This is a genomic window from Streptomyces sp. NPDC052036 (assembly GCF_040680495.1).
Lineage (GTDB): Bacteria > Actinomycetota > Actinomycetes > Streptomycetales > Streptomycetaceae > Streptomyces.
This window is the reverse complement of the sequence record NZ_JBFAWW010000048.1, coordinates 41,487-59,333: the sequence shown is the minus strand read 5'-3', so window position 1 is coordinate 59,333 and position 17,847 is coordinate 41,487. Positions and strand designations below refer to the sequence as shown.

The following is a 17,847-nucleotide window of genomic DNA, read 5'->3' as shown; positions in this document are numbered from 1 at the left end:
CCTCTTGGTGGTCAAGGCCAACCAGCCCGAACTGCACCGCAGGCTGCGATCACTGCCGTGGAAGGACGTCACCGCCCGCCGCTACGACCGGGAGATCGGCCATGGCCGCCGGGAGACCCGAGTGACCAGGGCCCTCACCGTGACCGACCTCGGCCTCGACTTCCCCCACGCCGCCCAGGCTGTACGCATCCTGCGCCACCACACCGACCGCGCGACCGGAACCGTCAGCCGCCAGACCGTCCACGCGATCACAGGCCTGAGCTCGCATCAGGCATCGCCCCAGCGGCTGGGCCAACTCTCCAGGTCGCAGTGGACCATCGAGAATCGGCTCCACTTCGTCCGCGACACCACCTTCGCCGAGGACGCCTCGAAGATCCGCACCGGCCATGGCCCCGATAACATGTCGACCCTACGCAACCTGGCGATCAACGCGCTCCGCGCCGCCGAACACCGCAACATCGCGGCCGGCATCCGGCACGTCTCCTACGAGCCTTTCACCCGCCCGCTCGACCTACTGGGCATCGTCTGACCAGCGCGACTACAAGATCACCGCACTTTGCAACGGCCCTGCCTCTGTGCCCATCCCGCTCTTCATGCGGGAGTCGGGGAGGGCGCAGGACCGCCCCGGCGTCACGTCGGAAGTTCTCTGGGTTCGCTGACCAGGTACGACGAGCTTTTTCCTGCGCCACGTCATAGCGGTTGTATTCCCCGATGGCGCGTCCTTGATGAGTGAGCAGCGTTGCCGTGCAGAGGGTGAGCCGCGAAGGGCCGTCTCTGGGCGCACGGCATTCAACGGGTTGATGCGGGGCGGTTTGATCACCATACGGGAGTGGTCGACGGACGGGCGAGTGGCTGGCTTCTCTCCCTGGAGGACGCAGACTGCAAGGGGCAACAGCTGTTCCGATGAAGGATTGAACGGCGCGCAACTGACAGCGGAAGAGGGGCCTTCAGTCGCTGTCGGTGTGAAGTCCCATGATGCTGCGGGTGAGCGGCCTCACCCAAAGTTTGGCTCCCGTCAGGGGAATCTGCCAGGCTGCGGCGGCATTCCCACCGCTGGCACGGTCAAGTTTCGAGCCTCTCGGAGTCAGGTCCGAGCTCAGCTGGACCGGACGAGCTTCCTTATCCCTTTGCGCTGCCTCGCTCTGCGACGGCGAAACATGAATTTGCGTGCTACGTATTCGAATAGGAGCGGCATTCGCTGTACTTTTGGCTTGGCGCGCCGTAGGTTGTGGTTGTCATGAAAGTCGTCGAGTGATAATTTGTAGAATAATGCATTCTGCCGTCCAATTCATTAGGGGTGAAGTCTTCCGTGGCCAGAATCTTGATTGTGATGACCGGTGCGAGCTATTGGACCCTGAAGGATGGACACCGCCATCCGACAGGGTATTGGGCGGAGGAGTTCGTCGCCCCCTACCGTTTGTTCAGTGAGGCTGGCTGCGAGATCACCGTGGCAACTCCCGGTGGCGTCGTTCCGGTGGTGGACACGATGAGCCTGCGACCTTCCATGGCCGGTGGCGAAGACAACTCCCTCAAGGAAGAAGCCGTGATCGAGGCGGCTGACGAGTTGCGCCGCCCCATTTCCCTCAAGGATGTACGGCTGGAGGACTACGACGCGGTCTACCTCCCGGGTGGGCACGGACCGATGGAGGACCTCGCCTTCGACGCGGACTGCGGCCTGCTGCTGAGGAGGGCGTTGGCCTCCGGGAAACCCCTCGGCATCGTCTGCCACGCCCCGGCCGCTCTCCTCGCGACGCGGGACGAAAACGGCAACACGCCGTTCGCCAACTATCGTGTGGCCGGCTTCTGCAACGAAGAGGAAGCCGGCGTCGGCTTCGCCGACAAGGCGAAGTGGCTCCTGGAAGACGAGCTCAGAAAGCTGCCTACCGACTATTCACGCGGCCCTGCCTGGGAGCCGTACACGATTGTGGATCGAAACCTCCATACCGGGCAGAACCCGGCTTCCTCCGCGCCCCTCGCCCGAGAAATGCTCAAGACCCTCAAGGTCCTCTAGGCCCAGAGCGCGGGCCCGCGACTCGCGGGCCCCGCACCGTGATCAACCTGGCAAGGAGCCATCCTCCTCAGGCGCCGGCGTCTCGCCCTGGTCGTCGTGCAGCGATCGGGTTCGACGCACCTTGCCTACCAGGGTGACGCGGAGTCCAGAGCGCTGACGGTTGTTCGAGAACGAGACAGCCCACTTACTGACGCTGGCCAAGGACACAGAACTCGTTGCCCTCGGGGTCTGCCAAGACAACCCACGATTGATCACCCTGGCCGATATCGCACGCTGTGCGCCATGGGCCACAAGACGAGCCACCTCGGCGTCCTGATCATCAGGCCTGAAGTCGAGATGCAGTCGGCTCTTCGCCGTCTTGCTCTCATCGATCCGGACAAAATCCAACCCCGGCAGGCGATCCGGCTCCGGGCGGAGCGCCCGTACAGGCGCCTGCCGCGGTGTCCACCGAGGGTTCCCGGTACCGGGCTCATGAAAGGTCGTCCGTCCGCGCCGAGCAGAGTGCAGGTGCGCTCCGACTTGTGGGGGATGGTCATGCGGCGTCGTGGAAGACGAGGCCGAGAGTGTGGCGGCGGCCGGTCAGGACAGTGCTCACGCCGTGCCGCATCGGTCCGTTGGACCAGCCGCGCTTCGTCGCAACCGGCCGGTCGCGGGTGGTGAAGATCAGGCCATGCCCGCGGAGCAGGGTGGTGGAGGAGCCGCGGGACTGCGCGCGGGGGCGCTGCTCGGTCATGAGGAACTCTCCGCCGGCGAAGTCGACGCCGGGTGCGTCGAGGCCGATGACGACCTGGAGTGGAAAGAGCATGTCGCCGAAGACGTCGCGGTGCAGGGCGTTCCAGTCGCCGGGTCCGTAGCGCAGGAGGATCTGCGCGGACTTGTCCTGCCCGGCCGCGTGGCACATGTGAAGCCACTCTTCCAGGCTGTCGGGCCAGGGAGCGGGCCTGCCGAGCTTGCCGGCCCAGTCGCGGGCGATGGGCAGCAGGTGAGGGTAGAACAGCTCACGCAACTCTCGTACGAGGTCGGGCAGGTCGTGGGTGAAATAGCGGTACTGGCCGGAGCCGAAGCGGTGACGGGCCATGTCCACGGTGGTGCGGAAACGGGCCGGGTCGTCGTAGAGGGCGGTGATGCCGCGGCATTCGGCCGGGGTGAGGAGCTGACCGGTCAGGGCGTGGCCGTACTCGTCGAGTTCGCCGGCGAGAGCTACCCAGTCGGCCTGGGTGACCCGGTCGGCGACCGTGCCCGCGAGCTGGGTCGTCTCGGTCATGAGGGGGGTCTCCCTTGCATTCGTGGTGATGCCGTCCCGGCTCCGCAGCCGTAGGGGTGGCGACGCGGACCTGGGAGGGCGATTGTTCAGGCAGTGCGGTGGGTGATTTCGAGGTCCAGGAGGTGCTGCTTGCGCTCCAGGCCGCCGGCGTAGCCGGTGAGTGTGCCGTTGGCCCCGATCACGCGGTGGCAAGGGCGGACGACGAGAAGCGGGTTGGCGGCGATCGCGCTACTCACAGCCCGTACTGAGGTCTTCGGGGCGCCGATCTGCTGTGCGACGTCGCCGTACGTGAGGGTGGTGCCGTAGGGGATGGCCTCCAGGGCCGTCCACACCCGCTGCTGGAAATCCGAGCCGCTGGTGACGTATTCGATGTCGAAGTGGGCCAGCGTGCCGACGAAATAGGAGCGCAGCTGGGTGACGATCTCGGTGAACGCCTCCGGCTTGTCGATCCAGCCGTCCTGGACGACGGCCCCGCGCTTCTGGCCGGGAACGGAAAGCGAGGTGAGAGCGGTGCCGCCCTTCGCGACGGCGGACTCCTCACCCACCAGCAGCAGTTCACCGAGCAGACTGTCCATGGTCGTGTAGATCGTCATCGATCCGGGATCCTTTCTTTTGTTCTGCTGGGACAAAGGAGGTTGCTTTGCGGGACAAAGGAGGGCGTAACGCGGTCCCGGGTGCTGTCTCCGGGGCGCTGTCTCCCGGGGCCGCGAAGGGGGCATGCTGGGATCGGGGTCAGAGGAGGGTCGGCTGCAGAGCGCCTTCGTGGGTGAGGAGGTGCACCTTGCGCTCGACGCCGCCGGCGTAGCCGCGCATCGAGCCGTCCACGCCGATGACGCGGTGGCAGGGGCGCACCAGCAGCAGCGGGTTGGCGCCGATCGCCGCGCCCAGGGCCTGGATCCGCTCGCGCGGAAGACCAAGCTGCTCGGCCAGAGCACCGTACGTGGTCGTCGTGCCGTACGGGATCTCTTGCAGTACACGCCATACGCGCTGCTGGAAGTCGCTGCCGGCCGGAGTGAACGCGATGTCGAATCGGGTCCGTTCGTCGGCGAAGTACCCCTTTACCTGGCGGATGATGTCTGTGAACAGCTCCGCGTCCCGCCGCCAGTGGGGCTGGAGGACCGGTGCGTTCTTCTGGCCGGGCATGGACAGCGAGGTCAGCGTGATTCCGTTCTCGGACTCCTCGCCCACCAGGAGCAGGTCGCCCAGAGGGCTGGCCATGGTCGTGTAGGCGGTCATCTTCGCCTCCTTGGCGTCATTCTTCGTTCCAATGTCAACTTTGCTGTCCGGCGGGCGCGGATGCTGGCGGCATTCGGACGTCACGCTGAGGAGGTGCGCTGCCGGAGGGCGGCGACGTTCCAGAAGTAGTGCACGGCGTAGGTGCGCCAGGGCCGCCAGATCTGGCCATCGACGGTGTCGGCGCCCGCATGCCGCATGCCGGCCTGGACGGCCACATCGCCGGAGAGCAGGACATCGGGGTCGCCCAGAGCCCGCATGCGGATGTAGCCGGCCGTCCACGGGCCGATCCCGCGCAGTTCCAGCAGAGCCTTCTCGGCTTCGTCACGGTCCACGCCCGCGTCCAGGCAAACCGTGCCGTCGGCCACAGCGGTGGCAACAGTGCGCACAGTGGCGCGGCGGGATTCGGGCATACCGAGTTCAGCCAGGGATGCCTCGGCGAGAATGGCAGCGGTGGGAAAGACGTGGGTGAGCGCGCCGCTCGGGGCCGGAAGTGGCTTGCCGTAGGCGCTCACGAGAGCGTTGCCGAGCTTCTGTCCTGCGGTCAACGAGACCTGCTGGCCCAGGACGGCCCGGATGGCCAGCTCGTTCGGGTCAACGGTCCCAGAGGCGCGCAGCCCGGGGCGTTCCACCACCAGTGGCGCCAGCACCGGATCGCCGCCGAGACGCTCGGTCACCGCAAAGGGGTCGGCGTCCAGGTCGAGCAGGCGGCGCAAGCGTTGTGTGGCCGTGGTCAGATCCCGAAGGTCGCCCAGGTGCAGCCGGCACTCCAGCCAGCCGTTGCCGAGCTTTTCACTGACCTCGGCAATGCCCGGCGCGTAGGGCAGATCGAGGGTGCGCCGGTAGGTGCGCTCTCCCGACAGGCCGGTCATCTCTTCGATCCCGGCCAGGGTGCGAGCGGCAAGGTAGTCGAAGATCTCGCTGGCGGTGTAGGGACCACGGTAGGCCAGCCGGAGCGGTATGCCCGCCGCAGTTTTGGCACTGCTGACCGAGCCGTAGCGGGAAGAGCGACCTGGCTTGGCGGCCCGCAACTCGCTGGGGGTGATCCCATAGATCTCGCGGATGGTGTCGTTGAACTGCCGCACGCTCGCGAAGCCGGCTGCGAACGCGATCTCCGTGGCCTGCATGAGCGTGGTCTGCAGCAGGACCCGCGCGGTGTGCGCACGCTGCGCGCGCGCCAGCGCGATCGGGCCGGCCCCGACCTCGGCGTTCAGCTGCCGCTGCACCTGACGCGCGCTGTAGCCCAGCCGGGCCGCCAGCCCGGCCACGCCTTCCCGGTCGACGACGCCGTCGCTGATCAACCGCATCGCACGACCGACGACGTCGGCCCGGATGTTCCACTCCGCAGATCCCGGAACCGCGTCCGGGCGGCAACGGCGGCAGGCACGAAAGCCCGAGTGCTGAGCGGCCGCCGCTGTGGGGAAGAAACAAACGTTCTGCCGCTTGGGTGTCGTGGCGGGGCAGCTAGGGCGGCAGTAGACACCGGTCGTGGAGACGGCGAAGAAGAACTCGCCATCGAAGCGGGCATCACGGCTGCATACCGCCTCGTACATGCTGTCGTCGCTGGTCACCCTTCCAGGGTGTGACGGCCCACAGCAGATTGCTGGCGGCAATCGGACATCATGTTCCGCTGGGTCGGCCCCTGCCTGGGACCAGTCCGGCGGTCCGGTCAGCACGCTAGGGATCGGCCAAATCCACTGGGTGACGCCGTCACACTGCGGGCCGACGATCTTGTTCGTCGTCTGTGTGTGCAAGCCGCTGGCGGCTTCCGCGTGTAACTACTCTCATGCGGTATCGGTCCTTACGCAAGGGTCCCTTGGGAAAGGCCGGCGGGCCGCTCGCGACGTCGGCAGGGTGCGGTTCATCGTGCGTTGTGGAAGATGATGCCGAGGGTGTTGCGGTGTCCGCTCTCGACGGCGTTGGTTCCGTGGCGCATGGGATGGCGGCGGAAGCCGTTCTTACCGCGGATCGGGCGGTGCCGGACGGGGAAGATCATTCCTTGGCCGAGCTGGGGCTTGACGACGATGGCGCGGGACTGGAACCGGGGTCGCTGTTCGACGAAGACGTTCTCGCCACCGGTGAAGTCCTCGCCGGGCTGGTTGAGCATGATGGCGATCTGCAGAGGGAAGACGATGTCACCGTAGACGTCCTGGTGCAGGCAGGCGTAGTCCCCAGGCCCGTACTTGAGGATCAGCGGAGTGGAGCGGTATTGCCCGTTGTCCGCACACTCGGCCAGCAACTTCTCCAACGAGCCAGGGAAAGTACGCTCGTTCAGTTGCTGCGCCCATTGGTTGGCCATCCACGCCATCGGCGGATAGAGCCGCTCTCGCAGGGCCTGGATCAAAGGGACAGCGGCAGGATCAGCGTAGTACTTGTAGGTGCCGCGGCCGAACTGGTAGCGCTGCATGACGATGGTAGAGCGGAACAAACCGGGCTCGTCGAACGTGTCGATGATCTCCTGGCACTGCTCGCGGGACAGCAACGGTGGAGTGAGCGCCACGCCCTCCTCGTTCAGCTGCGCATACAGCTCTGCCCCGTCGAGTTCGCTGAGCGCCGGCAGGTCGGCAGTAGTGGGGATGCTCGGAGCCGAACCGACCGGTTCGGTCGAGGGAAACAGCATGTCGGTGGTGGATGCGGACTGGTTCATGAGGTGTCTTTCGTAGATCGTCGTGACGGGGCCAACTGATGAGTAGGACCTCGCCCGGTCTCCGGTCTCCGTCCCCGGGCGCGGACGCTGTATGTGGACGAGGGTGCTGATCGTGGTGACCTGTGCAGCGGTGAGCCGGAGCAGCCAACGGGATGGCGCATCTGTGCGGGCCGCTTGCTGTTCGTATCCGATGGTCGCGCTCGCCTGCTGCGGATGCTGGCGGCATTCAGACATCTGGCTCGCTGGTACGGGGGCGCTTGGGCCGGAATCCGGGCGAGACCCAGTACAGCCTGTCGCTCGTACTCTGAGCTCATCGTCGACGTGAGGATGACCGGAAGCGGTGACGATCCGGGGCGGCTGGTTGGTGTGTCGGGTTGGGTGTGAGCTGGTGTCACACACCCCGATCCGACTGACGTATGGGCCGGTACTGCTCAACGGCGGCCACTCAGCGGTCGGGCTGGCCGCGTTGCTGGTCTCGGCGGCAGCGTGGGTGGTCTCGCCGGACCAGGTGCGTTCCCTGTGAAGTTCAGCGTGTTGAAGCTGGGTGCGGGTCTCCTGGTTGCTGGTGCGACTGAGCGCTTCACTTGGCGGGCAAGCGCTTGAGTTGGCGGGGCTCAGCGTTTCGCTGCGGTCGAGGAGGGGCCTGATGCGGCGTCGGCGAGGGGCTGACGGGTCTGGGCCTTCTCGCGCTCGCGGCGCCCCGTCGGCGCGGTACCGGCACGCCGTATTTCACATGCGCTCTTTCGGTGACTGTGCTTTCTTGGTCGTGCGCCGGGCCTTCCGGCAACTCACCCACCTGTCGAGGGGACAGCCCCATGAACTCCGCTCACGCCCGCATCGCGGTCGTCGGCGCCGGCCTCGGCGGCCTTGCTTTAGCCCGTGTCCTGCAGCTCCACGGCCGCCGCGTCACCATCTTCGAATGTGATGCTTCCGCCAGCACCCGTCCCCAGGGCGGCAGCCTCGACATACATGCCGACACCGGCCAGGTCGCTCTGCGCGCGGCGGGCCTGCTCGACCGGTTCCGCGCTCTGTCCCGCCCCGAAGGCCAGGAATGGCGCGTGGTTGACCCCGTCACCGCCACCGTCCTGCCCGTTTTGGGGCCCAGCCATGACGACGACAGCCCGGAGATCGACCGCGGACAGCTGCGCAGCCTCTTCCTGGAATCCCTCGCCGAGGGCACCGTCCGGTGGGGCCGCACTGTCACCGGAGCCACCCCGCTCGGGGACGGCTCCTGGCGCCTGCTCCTCGACGATGGCACCACCGAGGACGCCGACCTGGTGGTCGGCGCCGACGGCGCCTGGTCGCGCATCCGCCCAGCCCTGTCGGAGGCCACACCGGGCTACACCGGTGTCACTTTCATCGAGACCGGTTTCGACGACTGCGACACCCGCCATCCCGCCCTCGCACGCATGGTCGGCAACGGCACCCTGCTGGCGACGGCCGATGGCAAGGCCCTGCTCGCCCAACGCAACAGCAACGCCCACATCCGCGTCTACGTCGCCTTCCGCGCCCCCCATGACTGGCAGGTGGCAGCCGACGTGGAACCCGGCGACACGGCGGCCGTGCGCGCACATCTGCTGAAGATGTTCGACGGCTGGGACGAGAGCCTGCTCTATCTCCTGCGGCACCACGACGGCGCGTTCGTCAACCGGCCCGTGTTCGTGCTGCCCGCCCCGCACACCTGGGAACACGTCCCCGGCATCACCCTGCTGGGCGACGCCGCGCACCTGATGCCGCCCGTCGGGCTCGGTGCCAACCTCGCCATGCTCGACGGCACCGACCTCGCCCGCGCCCTCATCACCGAATCCAGCATCGACGACGCCGTCCGCGCCTACGAGAACCTCATGCTGCCGCGTTCGGCCCAGGCCGCCCAGGACTGCGCCGAGGCACTCGGCAACCTCATTCCCCCGACGGTCTCCTGAGCAAGCGCCACCACCACACCAGCCATGAGCCCGACACCGCCCGGTCCCCGCCTGTCCGCCCTGGCAGTGGCACTCAACCAGGCATCCATCGGCCCACTGCGCTCCCGTTGCCCGCGGGATGTACGGATGAGGCTGGCGCGCGGCGGCGACGCTCTGGAGAGTGAGGTCGCGGAAGGCGTGGGACCGTCCAAGAGGCTCCCCTCGGGGTCCGGTTGCCGGGATTGACACCGCCTGTCGGGGCCCGCCATTCCCGGACGGCCCCCAACAGGCTTTCGTCCGTGCACAATGGACAGCGCTCAATGCTGTCCATGACGTGATCTCAGAGACCGACATCCGCCCGGTTGTCGCGGCGCTCGGAACCCTCCGGCAGGTCAACTGGTCGGCTGTTTCACCAGTCCGTGCCGCTTCGCGTATGCGTTCGCCACGTCCTGCGGGTCCTTCTTGTCGTTGTCGACCAGGCTGTTGAGTTCAGTGAGGTCGGCGGTGGTCAGGATGTTGCCGAGCCGGGCGAGGGCCTTGCGGACGGTGTCGTCAGCCTTGCGGTCGGCGATGAGCGGGACGATGTGCTGGCTGGGGATCAGATGCTGGGGGTCGGACAGCACCACCCAGTCGTTGGCCTTGATGTCGGTGTCGGTGGTGAAGAGGTTCGCCACGTCCACGTCGCCCTTCTTCAAGGCTCCCTTGACGAGCGGACCGTCGGAGTCCAGAGACTTGAACTCCTTGAACTCCACGCCGTACACGTCCTTGAGCCCGATCACACCGACCTGGCGCTTCTTCACCTCGGGGGCTGCACCGATGACCAGCTTGCCGTTCTGCTTCTTCAGGTCGGCGAGGGAGGCCATGCCGTACTTGTCCGCGGTGGCGCGGGTGACGACGAAGGCGTCCGAGTCCTCCGCCATGCCGTACGGCAGGACCTGGAGTCCGGCCGGCAGAGCGAGGGCTAGGGCGTTCTGCATCGCGCCCTCCTCGGTGGGCGTGGCCTTCGGCTCGAGGTAGTTGAGGAGGGCGCCCTGGTACTCGGGGAGCAGGTCGATGTCGCCGGCCTTGAGGGCGGGGATGACGATCTCGCGGGTGCCGAGGTTGGGACGCACCTTGGTCTTGACTCCGGCCGCCTCCAGGGCGGCCGCGTAGAGGTAGCCGAGGACCTGGTTCTCGGTGAAGTTGGCGGTGCCGATGGTGACTCCGCCCTTGCTGGAGCCGCCGCCGGCGGGGCTCGTGCCCTGGCTGTTGAGGGAGGTGATGCCGCTCGCGCACGCGGAGAGCGCCGGGACGGAGGCAGCGGCGAAGAGGCCGCCGAGGAGAGCGCGACGATTCATGGTTGGGATCCCTAGGCAGTGCGGTGGCGGAAGAGGAAGCGCTGGAGGCCGACGAGGGCGATGTCCAGGACGACGGCGACCGCGGCGACCAGCACCGCGCCGCCGAGCACCTGCACGAGGTCGCGCTGGGCGAGCCCGTCGAAGACGTAGCGGCCGAGGCCACCGAAGGAGACGTAGGCGGCGATGGTCGCCGTGGCGACGACCTGGATCAGGGCCAGGCGCAGGCCCGTGACGATCAGCGGCAGCGCGAGCGGCAGCTCCACCTGGAACAGCACCTGGCGGCCGCGCATGCCCTGCCCGCGCGCCGCGTCCTTCACGTCCGGGTCGACGGCCGTCATGCCGGCATAGGTGTTGGTGACGATCGCCGGGACGGCGAGGGCGACCAACGCCACGTACACCGGCAGCATCGACAGGCCGCCCGCCAGGAAGACCAGGACGACGAGGCCGACCGTCGGGAGCGCCCGGCCGAAGGACGCCAGGTTGATGGCGATGAACGCGCCCTTGCCGGTGTGGCCGATGAGCAAGCCGAGCGGGAGGCCGATGGCTGCCGCGATGAGGGTGGCCAGCAGGGAGTACTGGAGGTGCTCGGTGAGGCGGTGGGCGATGCCGTCGGGGCCGGACCACTGGGAGGCGCTGGTCAGCCAGGTGCCGAGGTTCTTGAAGAGTTCGTACATGTCAGGCTTGCCGCCTTCGCCATGGGGTCAGGGCGTACTGGAGGGCGACCAGCAGGGCGTCCGCGACGACGGCGAGGAGGAGGGTGAGTACCACTCCGACGATCACCGGGGTGGGGAAGTCGCGCTGGAAACCGTCGGTGAAGAGCTGGCCGAGGCCGCCGTCGCCGATGTAGGTCGCGACGGACACCAGAGAGATGGACATCACCGTCGCGATGCGGACGCCCGCCATGATCACGGGCAGGGCGAGCGGGAACTCGACCGTGAGCAGCGTCCGCAGCGGGCGCGTGCCCATCGCCTTCGCGGCCTCCTTCGTCCTCGGCGGCACCGAGTCGAGGCCCTCGACCGTGTTCCGCAACAGCACGACCAGCGTATAGACCGTCAGGCCGATCACGGTGGTGGTGCGGGTCAGGCCGCTGACCGGGAGCAGCAGGACGAAGATCGCGATCGACGGGATCGTGAACAGCACGTTGGAGACGCCGAGGAGAAAGCCGCGCAGGGGGCGGATCCGGTGGGCGATCACTGCGAGCGGCAGCGAGATCAGCAGGCCGAAGAAGACGGCGGTCAGGGCTGCCTGGAGGTGGGAGAGGGTGAGACTGGCGAGATCGCCGGTGTGTTCGGATATCCAGGACCAGTCGATCGTCATGCGGCCACGCTCACTTCGGCGTGCGCACGGCTCGCGCGCGCATGGATGTCGTCCCGGGACGAGACGCCGGTGAGCGCGCCGTCCGTGTCGACGCGGACGACCAGGCCGGTGGGGGAGGCGATCGACTCGTTGAGGGCCGACAGCAGGGAGTCGGTGTCCTTGAGCGGGCGGAGGGGGAGTACGGCGCCGCCGGCGTCCTTCGAGGCCCAGTGCAGGGGCCTGCGGGCCGCGTCGAGGGCGAGGGTCCAGGTTCCGCCCTCCGGGGCCGGGCCCTGCGGGACGTCCGCGAGGGTCTTCAGCGACAGGAGTTTCAGCCCGCGCTCGGCGCCCAGGAAATCGGCGACGAAGTCGTCGGCGGGGCGGGCGAGCAGTTCTGCGGGGGAGGCGCACTGGACGAGGTGGCCGCCGGTGCGAAAGACCGCGATCTGGTCGCCGAGGCGGACGGCCTCGTCGATGTCGTGGGTGACGAAGACGATGGTCTTGCTCAACTCCTTCTGCAGCCTGAGCAGTTCGTCCTGGAGTTGGGTGCGCACCACTGGGTCGACCGCGCCGAACGGCTCGTCCATCAGCAACACCGGCGGATCGGCGGCCAGCGCGCGGGCGACGCCGACGCGCTGCTGCTGGCCGCCGGAGAGCTGGTGCGGATAGCGTTTGCCGGCATCGGCGGCGAGACCCACGGTCTGAAGGAGTTCGGCAGCGCGGGCCCGTGCCTTGCGGCGGTTCCAGCCGAGCAGCAGCGGGACGGTGGCGATGTTGTCGAGCACCGTGCGGTGCGGGAACAGACCGGCCTGCTGGATGACGTAGCCGATGGAGCGGCGCAGCTCGGCCGCGTCCTGCTGGGTGACGTCCTTGCCGCTGACCCGGATGGTGCCGGAGGTCGGCTCGACCATCCGGTTGATCATCCGCAGGGTGGTCGTCTTGCCGCAACCGGAGGAGCCGACGAGGACGGTGACGCCGCCCTCCGGCATCTCGAGGGAGAGATCGTGGACTGCTGTAGTGCCGTTGGGGAAGCGCTTGTGGACCGCGTCGAACTGGATCATGAGATGTCCCTTGCCCGGCTGCATAACGTCATGCAGAGTTCTAGGTACGTGAATGACTTGTCAACAGGTATGCGTTAATCCGTGGTAACAGATGACCGGTGGGCAAGATGTGACGTCCGGAATGATGGGAGTTTGCGCCTGATGTCGTCTCGGATAGTGGACACGGCCGGATCCGTGCGCTCTGGATCGGTGATCCTCGACGGGATCGGTCTAGATGTCGAGGACGTTGTGCGCCTGGCCGACGGAACTGCGCGGCCCGCCCCCGACACCGAAGCGATGAAGCGCGTGGCCCAGTCCTGGGACGCCGCCCGACAGATCGCGGCGACCGGACGCGTCTACGGCCGCTCAACCGGTGTCGGCGCCAACCGGAACGAGGACGTGCCCACCGAGGCCGCCGCCGGACACGGCCTGCGCCTGCTGCGCAGCCACGCGGGCGCCATCGGTGAGGAACTCCCGGCCCGCCAGGTCCGCGCGATGCTCGCGATACGCGCCAATCAACTGCTGGCCGGGGGCGCCGGCCTGCGGCCCAACGTCGTCACAGCGCTGTGCGAGGCGCTGGACGCCGGAGTGCACCCGGTCGTCAACGAGTTCGGTTCGGTGGGGACGGGCGATATCGCGGCGCTGGCGCAGGTGGGTCTCGCGCTGGCGGGGGAGCGGCCCTGGCGAGCAGCGGGGGCGCCCTTGAACGGCGCCTCCCGGGAGCGCGCGCCCGGGGCGAATCCGTCCGCCGAGGGGGCCGTCGTCCGCGCCCCCGAGCCCCAACCCCTCGACAACAACGACGCGCTCGCGCTCATCAGCAGCAACGCCCTCACCCTCGGTCAGGCTGCCCTCGCCCTCCACGAACTGCGCGGGCTCATCGGTGCCACCCAGGTCGTCGCCGCGCTGTCGCTGCTCGCGGTCGACGGGTCGCACGAGCCCTACGCGGCCCCCGTGCACGCGGCCCGCCCGCATCGCGGCAGCGCCGAAGTCGCCCGGCGAATGCGGGAGTTGATCGGTGCGGCGGACCGGCCGACCCCGCCGCTCGGCCGGATCCAGGACCCGTACGGCTTCCGCTGCCTGCCCCAGATCCACGGCCCCGCGCACGACGCGGCGGACGGCCTGGAACAGGTCCTTGCCATCGAGATCAACGCGGCCGCCGAGAACCCGCTCATCTCCCCCGAGGACATGGCCGCCTACCACCACGGCGGCTTCTACCTGGCCCAAGTCGCCCTGGCCCTGGACCACTTCCGGCTGGCGGTCACCCAGGTGGCCCGCCTGTCCACGTCCCGGCTGTCCACTCTGAACGAGCCTGCCTACACTCGCCTGCGTCCCTTCCTCGCCGACCAGGAGCCTGCCTCCTCCGGCGTGATGATCCTGGAGTACGCTGCCGGCGCCGCGCTCGGTGACCTGCGGGCTTTCTCGGCGCCCGCCTCGCTCGGGCACGCCGTGCTCTCCCGTGGTGTCGAGGAACAGGCCAGCTTCGCCTCGCTCGCCGCACGTCAGACCCTGCGGGCGTGCGGCGCGTACCGTCTCGTCGTCGGTTGTGAACTCGTGGCTGCCGTACGGACTTTGCGACTGCGCGACCTCAGGCCCGACGCAGATCTTCCGGTGGGCCGGGCGTTCGCGCTCGCCGAGTCGGTACTCGACGAGGACCCGGCCGACCGGCCGCTCACAGATGACGTGACGGCGGCGGCCACACTGCTCGACCGGTTCACGGACATCTGGAGGGGGAACTCGTCATGTCGCACCAACCCCCAATAGCCCTCAGCAGAGGGGGCGGCGAACCAGCAGAGGTGCGGGGCTGCCGAGCCCTCCATGGAGGAGGGCTCGGACGATGAGCTACAGCACGGTGGCTGCGTTCCCTCCGCGCCGCGGCTGGACCTGATGGACCATGCCTGCCGATTCCGCCTGTTGGTGATCCTCCGCGGCCGCGAACAGCAACCCCCTTCCTGTGCGGAACCGCAGTTCCCGTGTGGTCGAGGCACGCTGGTTCGGCAGGCTCGACAGAGGTCAGTCGCGCTTGCTGGAGTAGGGCAGCAGGGCCATCTCGCGGGCGTTCTTGATGGCTGCGGCGAGCTGGCGCTGCTGTTGAGCGGTGACATGGGTGACGCGCCGGCTGCGGATCTTGCCGCGGTCGGAGATGAACTTGCGCAGCAGATCGGTGTCCTTGTAGTCGATGTAGGTGATGCCTGCCGCGACGAGGGGGTTGGAGCGGTGCTTCACCGGCTTGCGAGTGTCGATGCGTCGGGTCATGCGGATTCCTCCGAACGTGGTGGTAGCGATGGGCTGTTGTGCGGGTGGGTGGCTCACGCGGCGTCGAGCAGGGAGTCGAAGGCCGCCGGCAGGCGTTGCCACCCCTTGGGCCCGGCCGCGTACTCGGCATCGGTGAGCAGGCAGGAGTCGAGAAGCTGCTCGATGCCGGAGCGGTCGAGTCCGGGGGAGGTGAAGACGAGGTGCTGGCAGCGGTCCCCGTGCTCCGGATGCCACTCCAGGGCGGCGGCCGCCCGCCGTACCGGGGGAACCAGTTCCCACGCCGCGTCCGGCAGGGAGGCAAGCCACGGGCCCGTGCTCTCGACACACAGGGCGCCGCCGGCCGCGTCCCAGGCGAGCAGGGTGTCAGGGCGGTCGGCTAGCCAGAACCGGCCCCTGCTGCGAGCGGCCGCGCAGCAGAGGTCTTCCAGAGCCTGGTAGAGGCGTTCCGGGTGGAAGGGGCGGGTGCGGTGCCAGACCAGCGTCGTGACGCCTGCTTCGTCGGCCTCCTGCGGCAGGAGTGCACAGGCCGGGTGCTGGGCGCTGGCCGCTGCTTCCACGTCGAATCCGGCGAAGGCCAGTTGTGCCAGCTCACCTGAAGCCGCGTCGACCTGGCAGGCGGTGGGGTGCAGCTGGGTCAGCAGGGCATGGTCCTGTTCGTCCGCGCCCTCGCTGTCCACGAGGGCGAGGACGGGCGCGTACTCCAGTTGCCGGGCCCAGGTGTCGCCGACGGTGCGCTGGTCCGTCGCCGCTGCCGCGAGTCCCGCCTCGGCCAGGTCGTCTCCGTTGGACAGATACGGCAGGACCAGAGCCGGGTCCACCGCGGTGATCACGTTGGTGAGCATCAGGTCGTTGCCGCAGTGCGCCGCGACGACCTCGGCCATGGCCTTGGGCTCGACCGAGTCCCACAACTCGACGATCGCCAGCCGCGTCAGGCCGTGTCCGGCCAGCCGCTCCAGCTCCGGGACGAGGTCCTCGCGCAGTGCGCAGCACGCGCAGTCGTTGACCAGCGGCGCTTCGCCCGACGCCAGCACGCCTGACGCGTCGCGGAGGAGACGTCGTACGGTTCCCTCGCCCGCGGTGGCCAGGTCGTGGTGAAGGGCGATGCTCCCCGGCACCGCCTTCAGCAGTCGGTCGACAACGTGTGTGCGGGCGTCCGCGTGCAGGCCGCCGACGATGGCGACCGGCAGTCGGCCTTCCTCGCGCATCAGCGGCCTCCGGATCGACCGTAGCGGCGCTCGAAGCGCTCCACGCGGCCCGCGGTGTCGAGGACTCGGGCGGTACCGGTGTAGAAGGGATGGCTCGCCGAGGAGATCTCGACGTCCACGACGGGATAGGTGTTGCCGTCCTCCCACTCGATGCGCTTGTCGCTGGTGAGCGTCGAACGGGTCAGGAAGGCGAAGTCTGCGGCCTTGTCGCGGAAGACGACGGGACCGTAGGCGGGGTGGATGCCGGGCTTCATGGCGTGCTCCTTTGAACGGTAGGCGGCCGGGTCAGCGTTCTTCGCGGAAGTCGACGTGCCGGCCGGCGATCGGGTCGTACTTGCGCAGGACCATGCGGTCGGGGTTGTTGCGGCGGTTCTTGCGGGTCACGTACGTGTAGCCGGTCCCCGCGGTGGAGCGGAGCTTGATGACCGGGCGGATTTCGTTGCGAGCCATGGGCGCTACTATATGGGAACGATTTCCATTATCGATTACCACCCCCTCAAGTGAGAGGCAGGTCATCCTGTGTCCGCCCACTGCCAACTGACCGGCGCCCAGCCAGGATTCGGCAACCGCATCTCCCACTCGCACCGGCGCACCTCCCGCCGCTTCAACCCGAACATCCAGCACAAGCGGTACTGGCTGCCCAGCGAGGGCCGGTACGTCCGCCTGACGCTGAGCGCCCGTGGAATCAAGACCGTCGACACCATCGGCGTAGAAGCGGCTGTCGCGCGCATCCGCGCCCGGGGAGGGAAGGTCTGATGGCCAAGCGGAGCAAGATCGCGAAGAACGAGAAGCGCAAGGCCGTCGTCGAGCGGTACGCCGCCCGACGGGCCGAACTCAAGGAGATCATTCGGCGTCCGTCCTCGACGGACGCCGAGCGCAGTGCCGCGATCGTCGAACTGCGTCGGCAGCCGCGCGACGCCAGCGCCACCCGCGTCCGCAACCGTGACAGCGTCGACGGCCGCCCTCGGGGCCATCTGCGCAAATTCGGACTCTCCCGTGTCCATGTGAGGGAGCAGGCGCACGCGGGCTTCCTGCCTGGTGTCACGAAGTCGTCCTGGTGACGCAGTTTCCTCCGCGCTGATGGAGGGGTGCCAGGGGGCACGTCTCACGTTGAGTCGTGCCCCCTCGCCCAAGGTGGCACGGACACGCCCCAGAGCCCCGCGTGCTCGTGGTTGCCGTCTGTGTGTAGGCGAGAGACGAGGCCGAAATGGAAGCCGTCCACCGCGAAATCCGGCAGGAGCGCACGCATGAGGACGCCGCACGCAACCGTCGGGGTCATCCCTACCGTCGGGGTCGTAGACGAGTTCCTGACTGTCGGAGCCTTCCCCGTCGCGGGGGCGGCCGATGGTTCGAAGCGGGCCACGGACCCGGCCTGCGACCACAGGCCCGTCACGTGCGGGCTGCTGGCCAGGGTGAAGAAGCCCTTGGAGCGCAGGATCTGTCCGTAGACCCCGCTGTCCAGCTGCTCTGTCACGAACGTCCACAGCCGCCCGGGATGGAAGGGCACTTCGCCATAGATGTCATGGTGGGGACGTAAACCGGGGAAGACGCAGCCGGCACCCTGGGCGCTTACCTCGTTGTCACAGCGGAATTGCGGGGACGTCTCAGCGGTACCGGGGCCGGGGCCGTTGAAGCCAGGTCCCCTGGCGCGAATGAGTAC

General features: G+C 68.2%; 20 protein-coding genes and 2 pseudogenes. 7 read left to right on the top strand and 15 right to left on the bottom strand.

The features are described 5' to 3' along the window. Nucleotides 1-529, top strand: a 529-nt coding sequence (locus AB0L95_RS37395; RefSeq protein WP_365170236.1) for an ISAs1 family transposase, incomplete at its 5' end; no start/stop codon positions are given. 780 nt (nt 530-1,309) lie between these two features. Then, nucleotides 1,310-2,011, top strand: coding sequence for a type 1 glutamine amidotransferase domain-containing protein (locus AB0L95_RS37390; RefSeq protein WP_365170233.1), 702 nt, complete (start codon nt 1,310-1,312; stop codon nt 2,009-2,011). Nucleotides 2,012-2,195: 184 nt separating this feature from the next. Here the strand turns inward: AB0L95_RS37390 and AB0L95_RS37385 are convergent. From AB0L95_RS37385 to AB0L95_RS37360, 6 genes and pseudogenes are all read right to left on the bottom strand, one after another. After that, nucleotides 2,196-2,428: pseudogene (locus AB0L95_RS37385) on the bottom strand (VOC family protein); the annotation flags it as partial. A gap of 115 nt (nt 2,429-2,543) precedes the next feature. Next, nucleotides 2,544-3,275 carry a 2OG-Fe(II) oxygenase gene (locus AB0L95_RS37380; protein ID WP_365170230.1) on the bottom strand — a complete coding sequence of 244 codons (732 nt, stop codon included), beginning with the start codon at nt 3,273-3,275 and terminating at the stop codon, nt 2,544-2,546. Between the two features lie 86 nt (nt 3,276-3,361). Further along, complete coding sequence (locus AB0L95_RS37375) at nt 3,362-3,868, bottom strand: methylated-DNA--[protein]-cysteine S-methyltransferase (protein ID WP_365170227.1); 507 nt, start codon at nt 3,866-3,868, stop codon at nt 3,362-3,364. Between the two features lie 139 nt (nt 3,869-4,007). Beyond that, nucleotides 4,008-4,511, bottom strand: coding sequence for a methylated-DNA--[protein]-cysteine S-methyltransferase (locus tag AB0L95_RS37370; RefSeq protein ID WP_365170224.1), 504 nt, complete (start codon nt 4,509-4,511; stop codon nt 4,008-4,010). Between the two features lie 80 nt (nt 4,512-4,591). Then, nucleotides 4,592-6,061, bottom strand: a complete 1,470-nt coding sequence (locus AB0L95_RS37365; protein ID WP_365170241.1) for an AlkA N-terminal domain-containing protein — start codon at nt 6,059-6,061, stop codon at nt 4,592-4,594. A gap of 308 nt (nt 6,062-6,369) precedes the next feature. Further along, a complete protein-coding gene (locus tag AB0L95_RS37360; RefSeq protein ID WP_365170221.1) occupies nt 6,370-7,155 on the bottom strand; it encodes a 2OG-Fe(II) oxygenase in 786 nt (261 codons plus the stop codon). Between the two features lie 388 nt (nt 7,156-7,543). Between AB0L95_RS37360 and AB0L95_RS37355 the strand changes: the two genes are divergently transcribed. Further along, nucleotides 7,544-7,678 (top strand): hypothetical protein, encoded by a 135-nt coding sequence (locus AB0L95_RS37355; protein ID WP_365170218.1) that lies wholly within the window; start codon nt 7,544-7,546, stop codon nt 7,676-7,678. A gap of 292 nt (nt 7,679-7,970) precedes the next feature. Further along, on the top strand, nt 7,971-9,077 hold the full coding sequence (locus AB0L95_RS37350) for an NAD(P)/FAD-dependent oxidoreductase (RefSeq protein WP_365170215.1): 1,107 nt from the start codon (nt 7,971-7,973) through the stop codon (nt 9,075-9,077). Between the two features lie 371 nt (nt 9,078-9,448). Here AB0L95_RS37350 and AB0L95_RS37345 read toward each other — a convergent pair whose 3' ends face one another. The 4 genes from AB0L95_RS37345 to AB0L95_RS37330 are packed head-to-tail and all read right to left on the bottom strand — an operon-like array spanning nt 9,449 to nt 12,750. Beyond that, entirely contained in the window at nt 9,449-10,393 is a 945-nt protein-coding gene (locus AB0L95_RS37345; RefSeq protein WP_365170212.1) for an ABC transporter substrate-binding protein, read from the bottom strand. 11 nt (nt 10,394-10,404) lie between these two features. Further along, nucleotides 10,405-11,067, bottom strand: coding sequence for an ABC transporter permease (locus AB0L95_RS37340; protein WP_365170209.1), 663 nt, complete (start codon nt 11,065-11,067; stop codon nt 10,405-10,407). A 1-nt stretch (nt 11,068) separates the two neighbouring features. Continuing rightward, nucleotides 11,069-11,710 carry an ABC transporter permease gene (locus AB0L95_RS37335; RefSeq protein WP_365170206.1) on the bottom strand — a complete coding sequence of 214 codons (642 nt, stop codon included), beginning with the start codon at nt 11,708-11,710 and terminating at the stop codon, nt 11,069-11,071. Beyond that, complete coding sequence (locus AB0L95_RS37330) at nt 11,707-12,750, bottom strand: ABC transporter ATP-binding protein (RefSeq protein ID WP_365170203.1); 1,044 nt, start codon at nt 12,748-12,750, stop codon at nt 11,707-11,709. Before AB0L95_RS37330 ends, AB0L95_RS37335 begins: the two co-directional genes overlap by 4 nt. 141 nt (nt 12,751-12,891) lie before the next feature. Between AB0L95_RS37330 and AB0L95_RS37325 the strand changes: the two genes are divergently transcribed. Continuing rightward, on the top strand, nt 12,892-14,490 hold the full coding sequence (locus AB0L95_RS37325) for an aromatic amino acid ammonia-lyase (RefSeq protein WP_365170200.1): 1,599 nt from the start codon (nt 12,892-12,894) through the stop codon (nt 14,488-14,490). 249 nt (nt 14,491-14,739) lie between these two features. On the opposite strand, the gene rpsR is transcribed toward AB0L95_RS37325, so the two are convergent. Genes rpsR through rpmG form a run of 4 tightly spaced genes read right to left on the bottom strand, consistent with a single transcriptional unit; the run spans nt 14,740 to nt 16,637 of the window. Beyond that, nucleotides 14,740-14,982 carry a 30S ribosomal protein S18 gene (gene rpsR, locus AB0L95_RS37320; protein WP_365170198.1) on the bottom strand — a complete coding sequence of 81 codons (243 nt, stop codon included), beginning with the start codon at nt 14,980-14,982 and terminating at the stop codon, nt 14,740-14,742. 53 nt (nt 14,983-15,035) lie between these two features. After that, entirely contained in the window at nt 15,036-16,187 is a 1,152-nt protein-coding gene (locus tag AB0L95_RS37315; RefSeq protein ID WP_365170195.1) for a GTP-binding protein, read from the bottom strand. Continuing rightward, a complete protein-coding gene (locus AB0L95_RS37310) occupies nt 16,187-16,441 on the bottom strand; it encodes a type B 50S ribosomal protein L31 (protein WP_030340408.1) in 255 nt (84 codons plus the stop codon). The genes AB0L95_RS37315 and AB0L95_RS37310 overlap by 1 nt, the downstream gene beginning before the upstream one ends. 31 nt (nt 16,442-16,472) lie before the next feature. Then, nucleotides 16,473-16,637, bottom strand: coding sequence for a 50S ribosomal protein L33 (rpmG, locus tag AB0L95_RS37305; protein ID WP_365170191.1), 165 nt, complete (start codon nt 16,635-16,637; stop codon nt 16,473-16,475). Nucleotides 16,638-16,706: 69 nt separating this feature from the next. Here rpmG and rpmB point away from each other — a divergent pair, with 69 nt between their 5' ends. Both rpmB and rpsN read left to right on the top strand, forming a co-directional pair. Further along, nucleotides 16,707-16,943, top strand: a complete 237-nt coding sequence (rpmB, locus tag AB0L95_RS37300) for a 50S ribosomal protein L28 (protein WP_365170188.1) — start codon at nt 16,707-16,709, stop codon at nt 16,941-16,943. Beyond that, nucleotides 16,943-17,248: a 30S ribosomal protein S14 gene (gene rpsN, locus AB0L95_RS37295; protein WP_365170185.1), complete on the top strand. Its 306-nt coding sequence runs from the start codon at nt 16,943-16,945 to the stop codon at nt 17,246-17,248. Before rpmB ends, rpsN begins: the two co-directional genes overlap by 1 nt. A 275-nt stretch (nt 17,249-17,523) precedes the next feature. Here rpsN and AB0L95_RS37290 read toward each other — a convergent pair. Then, nucleotides 17,524-17,691: pseudogene (locus tag AB0L95_RS37290) on the bottom strand (GTP-binding protein); the annotation flags it as partial. Between the last annotated feature and the right edge of the window lie 156 nt (nt 17,692-17,847).

Coding starts and splice junctions, on each gene's coding strand:
- AB0L95_RS37380 (WP_365170230.1), bottom strand. CDS start 3,275: ATGACCGAGACGACCCAGCTCGCGGGCACGGTCGCCGACCGGGTCACC.
- AB0L95_RS37375 (WP_365170227.1), bottom strand. CDS start 3,868: ATGACGATCTACACGACCATGGACAGTCTGCTCGGTGAACTGCTGCTG.
- AB0L95_RS37370 (WP_365170224.1), bottom strand. CDS start 4,511: ATGACCGCCTACACGACCATGGCCAGCCCTCTGGGCGACCTGCTCCTG.
- AB0L95_RS37365 (WP_365170241.1), bottom strand. CDS start 6,061: ATGTACGAGGCGGTATGCAGCCGTGATGCCCGCTTCGATGGCGAGTTC.
- AB0L95_RS37360 (WP_365170221.1), bottom strand. CDS start 7,155: ATGAACCAGTCCGCATCCACCACCGACATGCTGTTTCCCTCGACCGAA.
- AB0L95_RS37350 (WP_365170215.1), top strand. CDS start 7,971: ATGAACTCCGCTCACGCCCGCATCGCGGTCGTCGGCGCCGGCCTCGGC.
- AB0L95_RS37345 (WP_365170212.1), bottom strand. CDS start 10,393: ATGAATCGTCGCGCTCTCCTCGGCGGCCTCTTCGCCGCTGCCTCCGTC.
- AB0L95_RS37340 (WP_365170209.1), bottom strand. CDS start 11,067: ATGTACGAACTCTTCAAGAACCTCGGCACCTGGCTGACCAGCGCCTCC.
- AB0L95_RS37335 (WP_365170206.1), bottom strand. CDS start 11,710: ATGACGATCGACTGGTCCTGGATATCCGAACACACCGGCGATCTCGCC.
- AB0L95_RS37330 (WP_365170203.1), bottom strand. CDS start 12,750: ATGATCCAGTTCGACGCGGTCCACAAGCGCTTCCCCAACGGCACTACA.
- AB0L95_RS37325 (WP_365170200.1), top strand. CDS start 12,892: ATGTCGTCTCGGATAGTGGACACGGCCGGATCCGTGCGCTCTGGATCG.
- rpsR (WP_365170198.1), bottom strand. CDS start 14,982: ATGACCCGACGCATCGACACTCGCAAGCCGGTGAAGCACCGCTCCAAC.
- AB0L95_RS37315 (WP_365170195.1), bottom strand. CDS start 16,187: ATGCGCGAGGAAGGCCGACTGCCGGTCGCCATCGTCGGCGGCCTGCAC.
- AB0L95_RS37310 (WP_030340408.1), bottom strand. CDS start 16,441: ATGAAGCCCGGCATCCACCCCGCCTACGGTCCCGTCGTCTTCCGCGAC.
- rpmG (WP_365170191.1), bottom strand. CDS start 16,637: ATGGCTCGCAACGAAATCCGCCCGGTCATCAAGCTCCGCTCCACCGCG.
- rpsN (WP_365170185.1), top strand. CDS start 16,943: ATGGCCAAGCGGAGCAAGATCGCGAAGAACGAGAAGCGCAAGGCCGTC.